Annotated in this window: 9 protein-coding genes, 1 pseudogene and 1 riboswitch; all 10 genes and pseudogenes read left to right on the top strand. The window is 61.6% G+C overall.

Annotation, left to right across the window (positions count from 1 at the left end; all coding sequences use genetic code 11):
• Positions 1-99: 99 nt before the first annotated feature.
• The 10 genes and pseudogenes from Tal182_RS22625 to Tal182_RS22580 all read left to right on the top strand — a co-directional run bounded on the left by Tal182_RS22625 (position 100) and on the right by Tal182_RS22580 (position 12,738).
• Entirely contained in the window at positions 100-1,161 is a 1,062-nt protein-coding gene (locus Tal182_RS22625) for an acyltransferase (protein WP_094299116.1), read from the top strand.
• Positions 1,162-1,266: 105 nt separating this feature from the next.
• Positions 1,267-1,398: riboswitch (TPP riboswitch) on the top strand.
• Positions 1,399-1,492: 94 nt separating this feature from the next.
• Positions 1,493-3,325 carry a phosphomethylpyrimidine synthase ThiC gene (thiC, locus tag Tal182_RS22620; RefSeq protein ID WP_085861076.1) on the top strand — a complete coding sequence of 611 codons (1,833 nt, stop codon included), beginning with the start codon at positions 1,493-1,495 and terminating at the stop codon, positions 3,323-3,325.
• A gap of 2 nt (positions 3,326-3,327) precedes the next feature.
• Entirely contained in the window at positions 3,328-4,311 is a 984-nt protein-coding gene (gene thiO, locus Tal182_RS22615) for a glycine oxidase ThiO (RefSeq protein WP_206426548.1), read from the top strand.
• Positions 4,308-4,505 carry a sulfur carrier protein ThiS gene (gene thiS / locus Tal182_RS22610; RefSeq protein WP_085861074.1) on the top strand — a complete coding sequence of 66 codons (198 nt, stop codon included), beginning with the start codon at positions 4,308-4,310 and terminating at the stop codon, positions 4,503-4,505. The genes thiO and thiS overlap by 4 nt, the downstream gene beginning before the upstream one ends.
• 1 nt (position 4,506) lies before the next feature.
• Positions 4,507-5,280: a thiazole synthase gene (locus Tal182_RS22605; protein WP_085861073.1), complete on the top strand. Its 774-nt coding sequence runs from the start codon at positions 4,507-4,509 to the stop codon at positions 5,278-5,280.
• Positions 5,277-5,897 carry a thiamine phosphate synthase gene (locus tag Tal182_RS22600; RefSeq protein WP_085861072.1) on the top strand — a complete coding sequence of 207 codons (621 nt, stop codon included), beginning with the start codon at positions 5,277-5,279 and terminating at the stop codon, positions 5,895-5,897. The genes Tal182_RS22605 and Tal182_RS22600 overlap by 4 nt, the downstream gene beginning before the upstream one ends.
• Before the next feature lie 319 nt (positions 5,898-6,216).
• Entirely contained in the window at positions 6,217-9,243 is a 3,027-nt protein-coding gene (locus Tal182_RS22595; RefSeq protein ID WP_085861071.1) for an FAD-binding and (Fe-S)-binding domain-containing protein, read from the top strand.
• A 30-nt stretch (positions 9,244-9,273) separates the two neighbouring features.
• Positions 9,274-9,608, top strand: a pseudogene (locus Tal182_RS33210) (FadR family transcriptional regulator); the annotation flags it as partial.
• 304 nt (positions 9,609-9,912) lie between these two features.
• Positions 9,913-10,164, top strand: coding sequence for a hypothetical protein (locus Tal182_RS22585; RefSeq protein WP_064806537.1), 252 nt, complete (start codon positions 9,913-9,915; stop codon positions 10,162-10,164).
• A gap of 171 nt (positions 10,165-10,335) precedes the next feature.
• On the top strand, positions 10,336-12,738 hold the full coding sequence (locus Tal182_RS22580; RefSeq protein WP_085861070.1) for an FdhF/YdeP family oxidoreductase: 2,403 nt from the start codon (positions 10,336-10,338) through the stop codon (positions 12,736-12,738).
• Positions 12,739-12,754 lie beyond the last annotated feature (16 nt).

Below are 12,754 nucleotides of genomic sequence, written 5' to 3'. Positions count from 1 at the left end.
TGCACGCAAACATGAGGGGAGTGAAAGCCCTTGGCTGTCACAGACGAGTTAACCCGATCAGAATTCTGTGGCACCGCGGATCTTGATACCAATGGCGCCTTGCGCCCGGCCAGTTGGGAAAACGAGGTAAAGAACCATTTTGTCTTCCTGGACGAGCTTCGGGGGATAGCGGCGCTGTCAGTGGTTCTCCTACATGCTAACCAGGCTTTTGCCTTCGGCCTTCATTTTCACGCCTATCTGGCGGTGGATTTCTTCTTTTGTCTCAGTGGCTTCGTTCTCGCACACGGATATGACGCAAAGCTGAAGTCGGGCATGTTGCGAAACAGGACATTCCTCCTCAAACGCACAATACGACTTTATCCCATGATCGCGGTCGGTGTCGCTTTAGGCGTTCTCGCGGCGCAATTTACCTACGCCTCGATTCTTTCCGGTCTTGACGTCTCGATTCTTGCACTCGGCGCATTGCTTCTTTTGCCGCTCGGACTTTTGGTGGGACAAGAGGCGTTCGCGATCAACAACCCCCTCTGGTCTATCTGTTTTGAAATAGTCGCAGGCGTGGCCTACGGCTCAGTCGCCCGACGGAGAATTCGTCTTTGGCATGAGATAGCGGCTCTCGCCCTATTGGCCGCAGCGCTTTTCGCCGTCGTCTCGATCGAGGGTACCGTCGGACCGGTCGGATTTGGCAGCTGGCGAACGTTCTTCGAGGGATTGGTCAGGGTCGGCTTTTCGTTCCTTGCCGGTGTGCTGATCTTCCGCTGGGATATAAGCAACCGTATCAGGGCGGTACCGCCTCAGGTCCCGCTTTTCCTCCTGATCGCGGTTCTGTTTTGCCCCTTTGCCGTCGCCAGAGACATCTTCGACTTCGTCTGCATCGCTATCATATTTCCGATCGTGCTCGTGCTGGCCGTAGCGGTTTCCTCCCATGAGAAACGGCCATTCGCCGCATATCTTGGCCAGATATCTTATCCTCTCTACATCGTCCATCAGCCAATAATGCAACTCGGCGCTCAGCTCCAAATCTCCACCGGCGAGGTGATCCCACGGCCGATCACCGCCGGCCTCGCACTCCTGACTGCCATAGCTGTTGCGCATCTCTTGTACACTCGCTTCGATACACCCGTGCGCGTCTATTTAGGCCGCAAGCTGCTCAGACCAGCTTGACGGCGTCGTTTTTTGCGACGGCGGCAACCCCCGTGCTAGGGATTGGGCGATGGAAACGCATCGGGTCGTGGCTTGACACGAAGGCCGCTCCGGTCTTTGATGCCGAACATTCACCAGGGGTGTCCCGGCAAGGGGCTGAGATTCTGCTGAACAATATGGCTTTGCCTGTTGTGGCGCAGTGACCCGTTGAACCTGATCCAGTTCATACTGGCGTAGGGACGGTGCGGACGCGGCGGCTGTTGGGCGAATCTCGCTTTGTCGCGCAAAGCGTCTTTCCATCATTCCAACACTGGAACTGGGTCTCCAAACGTCAAACCTTGGAGCCTCATCCATGAATATTGTTGCACCCCAGCTTACTCCCGTCGTCACCACCGGCCCGCTTCCGGCCTCGACCAAGATCGTCAAACCCGGAACGCTCTATCCGGATCTGCGCGTGCCGATGCGCGAAATCAGCCTTCACCCGACCTCCGGCGAGCCGCCGGTCACGGTCTATGATTCCTCCGGCCCCTATACCGATCCGGCCCATGTGGTTTCCATCGACGCCGGTCTGCCGCGTTTGCGCGAGGCCTGGGTCAGGGCGCGCGGCGACGTCGAAACTTATGAAGGCCGGGTGGTGAAGCCTGAAGACAATGGTTTTGCCACGGGCGAACGGCTGACGCCGGAATTTCCCATTCGCAACACGCCGCTAAAGGCAAAGGCCGGCCGCGCCGTCACCCAACTCGCCTATGCGCGTGCCGGCATTATCACCCCGGAAATGGAATTTATCGCGATCCGCGAAAACCTCGGCCGGCAGGCCGCGAAGGAGGCGCTCGCCCGCGACGGCGCGAGCTTCGGCGCGCATGTTCCGGATTTCGTGACGCCCGAATTCGTGCGCCGGGAAGTCGCCGAGGGCAGGGCGATCATCCCGGCCAATATCAACCACCCCGAATCCGAACCGATGATCATCGGCCGGAATTTCCTAGTGAAGATCAACGCCAATATCGGCAATTCGGCCGTCACCTCGTCGATGGCGGAAGAGGTGGAAAAGATGGTCTGGGCGATCCGCTGGGGCGCCGACACAGTCATGGACCTTTCCACCGGTCGCAACATTCACAACATCCGCGAATGGATCATTCGCAACTCGCCGGTTCCGATTGGAACCGTGCCGCTTTACCAGGCGCTCGAGAAGGTCAACGGCATTGCCGAAGATCTGACCTGGGAAGTCTATCGGGATACGCTGATCGAGCAGGCCGAGCAGGGCGTCGACTATTTCACCATCCATGCCGGCGTGCGGCTGGCCTATATTCCGCTCACTGTCAATCGCGTCACCGGCATCGTCTCACGCGGCGGCTCGATCATGGCCAAGTGGTGTTTGCATCACCACAAGGAGAGTTTCCTCTACGAGCATTTCGAGGAAATCTGCGACATCTGCCGTGCCTATGACGTCTCCTTCTCGCTCGGCGACGGTTTGCGGCCGGGGTCGATCGCGGATGCCAATGACGCAGCGCAATTTGCCGAGCTCGAAACCCTCGGCGAACTGACGAAGATTGCCTGGGCCAGGGATTGCCAGGTGATGATCGAAGGCCCCGGCCATGTGCCGATGCACAAGATCAAAGAGAATATGGACAAGCAGCTCAAGGTCTGCGGCGAGGCTCCCTTCTATACGCTCGGTCCACTGACGACCGACATCGCGCCGGGCTATGATCACATCACCTCCGGCATCGGCGCCGCGATGATCGGCTGGTTCGGCACGGCGATGCTCTGCTACGTCACGCCGAAGGAGCATCTGGGGCTGCCCGACCGCAGCGATGTCAAGACCGGCGTCATCACCTACAAGATCGCCGCCCATGCCGCCGATCTTGCCAAGGGCCATCCGGCCGCCCGCATCCGCGACGACGCGCTGTCGCGGGCGCGCTTCGAATTCCGTTGGGAGGATCAGTTCAACCTCTCCCTCGACCCGGATACGGCGCGTTCCTTCCACGACGAGACCCTCCCGAAGGAGGCGCACAAGGTGGCGCATTTCTGTTCGATGTGCGGCCCGAAATTCTGCTCCATGCGAATTTCCCACGACATTCGCGCCGAAGCCCAGAAAGAGGGATTGGAAGCCATGGCGGCCAAGTACCGCGATGGCGGCGATCTCTACATGCCGGTCGCAGAGGTCGCGAAAACGCCCGTCGGAGAATGACCATGCGCGTTCTCGTCAAGGGGGCCGGCGTTGCCGGCCTCACCGTGGCCTGGCAGCTCTATCGCCACGGCTTCCGCGTCACTCTTGCGGAGCTGGCCGACAAGGTCGGCGCTGGTGCCTCCGGCTTTGCCGGCGGCATGCTGGCGCCGTGGTGCGAGCGGGAAAGCGCAGAAGAGCCGGTGCTGACGCTCGGTCGCCTTGCCGCGGACTGGTGGGAAGCGGCACTGCCGGGCCATGTCCATCGCCGGGGAACGCTTGTTGTGGCGGGCGGGCGCGATACCGGCGAACTCGAGCGCTTTTCCCGCCGGACAAGCGGATGGGAATGGCTGGACGAGGCGGCAATCGCAGCCCTCGAACCGGATCTCGCCGGCCGCTTCCGCAGGGCGCTGTTCTTCCGGCAGGAAGCGCATCTCGATCCGCGGCAGGCGCTCGCGGCATTGGCCGCAGGACTTGAGGACGCCCGAATGCGACTGACGTTGGGCGTCGTCGGCGAAGCGGAGGTTGATCATGACCGGGTGGTCGACTGCACCGGTGCCGCACAGATCGGCCGGCTGCCTGGATTGCGCGGCGTTCGAGGTGAGATGCTCTGCGTCGAAACAAGCGAGCTCAGTCTCTCCCGCCCCGTCCGCCTGCTGCATCCGCGCCACCCGATCTACATCGTGCCGCGGGACGAAAACCGCTTCATGATCGGAGCGACGATGATCGAAAGCGACGATGGCGGCCCGATTACCGCCCGTTCGCTGATGGAGTTGCTGAATGCCGCCTATGCGATGCATCCTGCCTTCGGCGAGGCACGGGTGACGGAAACCGGCGCAGGCGTGCGGCCCGCTTATCCTGACAATCTGCCGCGCGTGACACAGGAGGGACGCACTCTCCATGTCAACGGCCTCTACCGCCACGGCTTTCTGCTTGCGCCGGCCATGGCCGGCGAGGTGGCGCGGCGTCTTCTCACCGACCAAGGACAACCGGAAAGGAGGCCCTCATGACCTTCATCATCAATGGCGAGGAACAGGAGGTCGCCGCCGCGACGCTGGCAGACCTGCTTCTCACTCTGGACTACGAAGGCGGCTGGATCGCAACTGCGGTCAACGGCGAGTTGGTGCACCGCGAGGACCGCGCCGATTTCAGGCTCGGCGAAGGCGACCGCATCGAAATTCTCTCACCCATGCAAGGAGGCTAAGATGCTGAAACTATACGATGTTGAAGTCGGCTCAAGGCTGCTGCTTGGCACCGCACGCTATCCGTCTCCCGCCGTCCTTGCAGAGGCAGCGAGACGCTCCAAAACCGAGATCGTCACCGTCTCGCTGCGGCGCGAGGCCGCCGGCGGCAAGGCGGGCGGCGCCTTCTTCGAGCTGATTCGCGAGCTTGGCGTGCGCGTGCTGCCGAATACGGCCGGATGCCACAGCGTGCAGGAGGCGGTGCTGACAGCGAAGATGGCGCGCGACGTTTTCCGCACCGACTGGATCAAGCTTGAGGTGATCGGTCATCAGGATACGCTGCAGCCCGATGTCTTCGGACTTGTCGAGGCGGCTCGCATCCTGTCGGGCGAAGGCTTTCAGGTCTTCCCCTATACGACCGACGATCTTGTCGTCGCCGAAAAACTGCTGGATGCCGGCTGCCGCGTTCTGATGCCGTGGTGCGCGCCGATCGGCTCCGCCATGGGACCGGTGAACCCGATGGCGCTGCGGGCATTCCGAGCACATTTTCCGGATGTGCCGCTCATCGTCGATGCCGGCATCGGCCGCCCGTCTCACGCCGCCGCTGTCATGGAATACGGCTATGATGCCGTTCTTCTCAACACCGCCGTTGCCGGCGCTGGTGATCCCGCCGCCATGGCCGAGGCCTTCGCGCTTGCCATCGATGCCGGCCGCATTGCGCATGGCGCCGTGCCGTTGGAGCCGCGCGACATGGCCGTCCCATCCACTCCCGTCATCGGCAAGGCAGTCTTCTCATGAGGCTAGACCCCTTCTATCTCATCGTCGACAGCGCCGAATGGGTCGAGCGTCTCGTGCCACTCGGCGTCAAACTCGTCCAGCTGCGCATCAAGGATTGTCCGAACTCCGTGCTTCGCGAGGAGATCCGGCGTGCGAAAGCCACCTGCGCGGCAGCGGCCTGCCAATTGATCATCAACGATTACTGGAAGCTGGCGATCGACGAGGGATGCGATTTCATTCATCTCGGGCAGGAAGACCTGATCGCGGCCGATCTGGCTGCCATTCGCCGCGCCGGCCTGAAGCTCGGCCTTTCCACGCACGACATATCGGAGCTGGAGACGGCGCTGGCGGCCGAGCCGGATTACGTTGCACTCGGACCGGTCTGGCCGACGATTCTCAAACAGATGAAATGGGCGCCGCAAGGCATTGAACGTCTTTCGGACTGGCGGCGGCGCGTCGGCGCGATACCGCTCGTCGCCATTGGCGGGATCACCGCCGAACGCGCGCAGTTGGTGCTGGAAAAAGGCGCCGATAGTGCTGCTGTGGTCACCGATATCACCCGCAACGCGGATCCCGAGGCCCGCACGCGACAGTGGCTTGCCGCGACCGCGCCGTGGCGGCCCGCGAATGAGGTATGAAGGGTTGATCTTGCCGACAGCGCGGAAACCTTTGATGCTGCCGGGCAGGGTATTGTTACATGCTCAACTACACCGGAAATTCGACTTTTCGATTGCGTAGTTCACTTGTGAGGGGGAACGCCGGTTCGGATCTGTTCAACAGCCAGACGTCGAATGGCGAGTCTCAGGTTCTACTCCCTCCAAGAGAAGAGCAATTTTCAATCTTGCCAGCCTGTCGGTTCAGCATTCAGCCATGGCGAAAATGGCTGCGGTACCTGCGCACCTCTATTTCAGTTGCTTCAAAAGTTTTATAAGCTCGGGCGTTTTCGGCAGCGATAAAATGATCCCCCGTATCAAGACCAGAGAATCTTCACTTCTTCCCGGAGCTGGCTTCTTCGAGCGACTGCTCGAGGCAGGCTTTGCCGGCGACATCGAGACCAGCGCCGCCTCGCGCACCGTGCTTTCGACGGATAACTCGATCTACCAGATCGAGCCGGCGGGGATCCTCTTTCCCAAGGATATCGAGGACATGAAGGCCTTGATGCGGGTCCTCTCCGAAGACCCGTTCCGCGGCCTGCGCGTCGTCGCGCGCGGCGGCGGCACCGGCACCAATGGCCAGTCGCTGACGGACGGCCTCGTCGTCGACTGCTCACGGCATATGGACCGGGTTCTGGAGATCGATCCGGTGCGGCGGGTCGCCCGCGTCGAAGCCGGCGTCGTCAAGGACCAGCTCAACCGCGCCCTTGAGGATCATGGCCTGTTCTTCGCTCCGGAACTTTCGACCTCCAATCGGGCGACGATCGGCGGCATGGTCTCGACCGATGCCTGCGGCCAGGGCTCCTGCCTCTACGGCAAGACGAGCAACCATGTGCTCGGCCTCAGGATGGTCCTGACCGATGCGACGGACTGGTGGTCGCGTCCCCTCGACGACGTGTCTCTCGCCGAGATCAAGTCACGCGGCGACCGCGTCGGCGAAATCCACCGGACGGTCGACAGGATCGCGCGCGACGAGCGCGCGCGCATCGAGGAAATCTTTCCGCGCCTCAACCGCTACATGACGGGCTACGACCTTGCGCATATCCGTCGCGACGACGGACGCTTCGATCTCAATGCGATCATCTGCGGCTCGGAAGGCACGCTGGCGATGATCGCCGAGATCGAGCTCAACCTTCTGCCGATCCCCAAATATGCGGCGCTGGTCAATATCCGCTACGACGACTTCAACACCGCTCTCGAAGACGCAAGGTCGCTGACCGCGCTGAACGTCGCCTCGGTGGAAACGATCGACGAGAAGGTGCTTGGCCTTGCCAAGGGTGACATCGTGTGGAGCGGCATCGCGCGGTTTTTCCCGGATGACCAGCGCGGTCCGGCCAACGGCATCAATATCGCCGAGGTGTTGGCCGACGACCCGGTCGAGTTGGAACAGAAGCTCATGGCGGTGACGTCGGCGCTGGCCCGCGCCGATGTCGTCCGCAATATCGGCCTTACGATCGCCCGGGAGAAGGCGGACGTCGAGGCGATATGGGCGATGCGCAAGCGCGCCGTCGGGCTTCTCGGCAATGTCGAAGGCCCGGTGCGCCCGGTGGCTTTCGTCGAGGACACCGCCGTCCCTCCTGACAATCTCGCCGCCTATATCCGAGAATTCCGCGCTCTCCTCGATGCGGCCGGCGTCTCCTACGGCATGTTCGGGCATGTGGATGCGGGCGTGCTTCATGTGCGGCCGGCCCTCGACCTGACGCGGGACGACCATGTGCCGCTCATCCGGGAAATCACCGACGCGGTGGTGGCGCTCACCCGCAAGCATGGCGGCGTTCTCTGGGGCGAGCACGGCAAGGGTGTGCGTTCAGAATATGTGCCGGAATTCTTCGGCGATCTCTATCCGAGCCTCCAGCAGATCAAGAAGACGTTCGATCCGGAGAACCGCCTCAATCCGGGCAAGATCGCCACGCCCGACGATGGCGCGCTGATGAAGATCGACGAGATTCCCTTGCGGGGAAGCGTCGACCGCATCATCGGCAACGAGATCCGCGCGGTCTTCGACAATGCAGCCTATTGCAACGGCAACGGCGCCTGTTTCGATTTCGACGAGACCAGCCCGATGTGCCCGTCCTACAAGGCAACCCGCAACCGGGTTTACTCGCCGAAGGGGCGCGCCGCCCTGATGCGGGAATGGCTGCGGCTCCTCGTCGAGCAGGGTGTCGATCCCCGTGAGGAAGCGGTTCGGCTCCGCAATTCGAACAAGGTGATCGGGCTTGTCAGGCGGGCGTTCAACTCGCTGAACCCGGCCAATCGGACCGATTTTTCGCACGAAGTGCGGGCAGCTATGGATACGTGCCTCGCCTGCAAGGCCTGCGCTGGTCAATGTCCTGTCAAGGTGAGCGTCCCCGCGTTCCGCTCGAAGTTCCTGAACCTCTATTACGGCCGCTACCTCAGGCCGCTGAAAGATCCGCTGGTGGCCGGCATTGAGGCCACTCTGCCGCTGATGGCGCGGATCCGTCCTCTCTACAATCTCCTTGCCGGAACGGCTGCCGGCCGCGCGGCGATGAAGCTCGTCGGCTTGACCGCGCTGCCGAAGATGCCGCCGGCGTCACCGCTGGCTGGCCTCGGGGTTCCGACCGCCGACGCGGAGCAGATCATGAAGATGTCTCCCGAGGCGCGCGGCCGCACCGTCGTCTTCATTCCCGACGCCTTCACTGCGCATTTCGATCCCAAAGTGGTCGTCGCCGCCGTCGAGGTCGCCCGCAAGCTCGGGCTGTCGCCGTTCATCGCGCCGCCGCTCACCAACGGAAAAGCGCTGCATGTCCACGGCTACCTCGACCGTTTCGAAAAGGCGGCCGTCGCGACCTTGCGCTCCCTGAATCGTTTGGCGACAATCGGCGTGCCGCTTGTCGGGCTGGACCCATCCATGACCCTCGCCTATCGCAGCGAGTACATGACCTTGCCGAAAGGACTATCCCACGCAACCGTGCTGCTGCCGCAGGAATGGCTGGCCGCAAACGGCAAGGACCTGGCGGAGGCGGTCAGGCGGCAGGCCGTGGCGACGGTCCGGCTTCTGCCGCACTGTACCGAACGCACCAATATTCCCTCGGCGGTTGCGCAGTGGAAAGCGGTCTTCGGCACCCTCGGCATCGACCTGCAGGTGGCCGATGCGGGTTGCTGCGGCATGGCGGGAACGTTTGGCCACGAAGCCCGCAACAGAGAGATTTCCGAAACGCTCTATGCGATGAGCTGGGCAGAACAGATCGCCGCCGGCGAGGACGGGACCGTCGTCATGGCGACCGGCTATTCCTGCCGGTCGCAGGTCAAGGAAATAGACCGCAGGACGATCCCCCATCCTCTAGAAGTCATCCGGGATCTGTTAAGCTGAAAACCCGGGCGCAAGGCAGGTGGCGAGACGCTGACGTCGCTGAAGGTCGGCGGCAGGGTGACCGCCAGCCAGGGGCCGGCGTTTTCGTCAGCGAAAAGGATGCCAGGACCCTGAATTTCGAGATCAGCCGGGTCGAAGACATCCGTTCCGCCATGCAGATCCTCGAACTGCGCCTGGGTGTCGAAATTCAGGCCGCAGCGCTCGCCGCAACCCGGCGCACGCCCGAGGCGCAACCCGCATTTCCCGAGTTTTCTGGAAGCGTGATGGAGAGCATCAACTTCGAACTGGTGCTCAGGCACCGTCAGTCGTTACGCGCCGATCAGGGATATCTGAAGAGGATCAAAAAGGAGCATGCGGCAATGGTTCCTTTCGCGCGCGGCCACAGCTGCTATTGCGAATAGCCCACCACAGAAGCAAGTTCCATAATTCCGCTTACGCCAGATTCGGCTGTAGGCGGGGTACATTCTATTTCCAACCGCGACGCGCCGGGCCGCCCTTTTGGCGCTCACGCGAGCAGCCAGTTTTCGGCACGCAAGCCCTCGCAACTGAAAAAGTCCACACATTATTCGTCGCTCAGAGCTCAGGGAACGAAATCCGGGCGATCAGGTTAGTCCAAAGGAAAAGCGGGCTTTCGAGCCCTGGCGATGAGGTGAACCCGAGGAGCAGGTTGTGAATGTTGTAAGTTTTCCGCGCCAGCGCCACGATGATCCCGATCGCGCTTTCGTCAGCACCGATGCAGATGAGCGACGGCTCTATAGATTTGCCCTGCAGTACGAGATGGATGGCAAGAGCTGGGCGACCGACATCTGGGCCTATTCATCCAAAGACGCCGAAGATCGCGTCGCTGCGATGCGGCGATCGCTGACGATGTGCGGTCAGCTCTATGCCGAGGTGGAGGCCGACGCTCCGACGCCGCTCTGAGCACATGCGACGCGGCTGAGAAGCCCAGCCTATTGCCTCGTCTCCCGTCACCGGCTGTCAACAGCCCCGCTCGTCACTTTGCCGACTCGCCTGGAACAGTTTGTTTCTCGAAGAGTTTGGATCGCAAAATATCTGCCGGGGATCCCCCTACGACAATATCGGGAGGCAAAAATGTCAGCGCGATCGAAACATCCGCCAACTATCGGTGAGAGCACGCCTGCGGCTGGCGGCTGGGCGGCGGCGAGATCTCTTGGAGAAATTCTTCTCCGCGAACACGTCCCCCGATCGGGGCCGTCGCTGCTTTCCCATCACAACAAACCAGACGGTTACATGTGCGTCAGTTGTGCCTGGGCCAAGCCTGCAAAACCGCATGCGATGGAATTTTGCGAAAGCGGCGCAAAGGCGACCGCCTGGGAGGTCACTTCCCGCCGCGCCGACCGCGCCTTCTTCGCCGCCCATACATTGCATGAGCTGGAGCAGTGGAGCGATCACGATCTCGAAGAACAAGGTCGCCTGACCCATCCGATGCGGTGGAACCGCTCGACCGACAAATACGAGCCGGTAGACTGGAACGATGCATTCGCAGAAATCGGCGAGGCGCTGCGGTCAATTCCTCCGCGTGAGGTCGATTTCTACACCTCCGGGCGCGCCTCCCTCGAGACCTCCTACATGTATCAGCTTTTTGCCCGCATCTTCGGCAGCAACAACTTGCCCGATTCTTCCAACATGTGTCACGAAAGCTCCTCGGTCGGTCTGCCGGAAAGCATCGGAGCCTCCGTCGGCACGGCAATCCTGTCCGATTTCCAGAACTGCGATTGCATTTTCTATATGGCGCAGAACGTCGCCACCTCCTCCCCGCGAATGCTGCATGACCTTCAGGACGCCGTCGACCGGGGCGTGAAAATCGTCACCTTCAATCTGTTGCGCGAACCGGGCCTTGAACGTTTCATCAACCCGCAAATGCCGAGCCAGATGCTGACCGGTCGGTCGACGCCGATTTCGTCGGAATATTACCAGGTGAAGAACGGAGGCGACATCGCGGCCCTCTTCGGGGTCTGCAAAGCCTTGATCGAAGCCGACGATGCGATGAAGGCAATGGGCATGAGCAAGGTTTCAGGCTCCGATGCCGTGCCCCATAAACCGGATAATGCCGCGGCGGTGGCGTTCGCCGCTTCCATTGCCGCCGCCGACAAAAAGCATGTTCTCGACCACGATTTCATCAACACGCATACGTCGGGTTTCGAGGAATTCGCCGAAGCCGCCCGCCGATATGACTGGGCCGAGCTGGAACGTGTTTCCGGCTTGACCCGCGAACAGATGATTCAGGCAGCCCGCACCTACGCCCATTCGGAGGCGGTGCTGATGATCTACGGCATGGGTCTCACCCAGCATGTGATGGGTGTCCAGAACGTTCATATGGTCGCCAACCTCGCGCTGTTGCGCGGCAATATCGGCAAGCCCGGCGCCAATATCTGCGCCGTGCGTGGCCACTCGAACGTGCAGGGCCAGCGCACGGTCGGGATAACGGAAAAGCCGGACCTCGTGCCGCTCGATAAGCTGAAGGAGCTCTACCGGTTCGAACCGCCACAATGGGAAGGACGCTCGACCGTCGACACCTGCAAGGCGATCATGGAGGGCGAAGCCAAGGCCTTCGTCAGCCTCGGTGGCAATTTCTTGCGCGCCGTCCCGGAAACGGAAGCGATGGAGGAGGCCTGGCGCAAACTCCGCCTGACCGTACAGATCGCGACGAAGCTCAATCGCAGCCACGTCATCCATGGCGAAATCGCCTATCTCCTTCCCTGTCTCGGCCGTATCGAGATCGATGAACAGGCAAGCGGTCCGCAAGCCGTTTCCATCGAAAGTTCTGTGGCTCATTTCCATGGCTCGCGTGGGAAGGCGAAACCCGCGAGCGAGGAGCTTCTGTCGGAGCCCGCCATCATCGCCGGCATTGCCAAGGCGACGCTGGCGAATGGCCGAGTCCCCTGGGACGAATGGGTCGGCGATTATTCGAAGATCCGCGATGCGATCGAAGCGACCTATCCCGAGACATTCAGGGATTTCAACAAACGCATGTTTCAGCCGGGCGGCATTCCGAGACCGGTGCCGGCCAGGGAACGCAAATGGACGACGCCCAACCAGAAAGCCAATTTCATCACGCCGCCGCGGCTCTTCCCCGAACTCGACATCGGTCCGGGCGCCACTGAGGTTCTCAACCTCGCCACGCTACGCTCCAACGACCAGTTCAACACGACCATCTACGGTTACGGCGATCGCTATCGCGGCGTGAAGGGGACGCGAAAGGTGGTCTTCATGAACGAAGAGGATATTGGCAGACTGGGCTTCAAAGAAGGCGATTTCGTCGATCTGACGACCGCCATCGACATCGCCACAACGCGCCGCGTCACCGGCTTCAAGGTTGCTCCGCACCCAATTCCGGCCGGGTGCTGTGCGGCCTATTACCCTGAGGCGAACCCGCTCTTTCCGCTGTCGCACCACGACGCCAAGGCCAAGACCCCCTCTTACAAGATGTTGCCGGTGCGGCTCAGTCTTTCGGCCCTGTCGTCGCGGTCCTGATCTAGGTCCCGGCAAT

The sequence above is a fragment of the Rhizobium sp. TAL182 genome, assembly GCF_002117725.1.
Lineage (GTDB): Bacteria > Pseudomonadota > Alphaproteobacteria > Rhizobiales > Rhizobiaceae > Rhizobium > Rhizobium esperanzae.
This window is presented reverse-complemented; position numbering and strand designations above follow the sequence as displayed.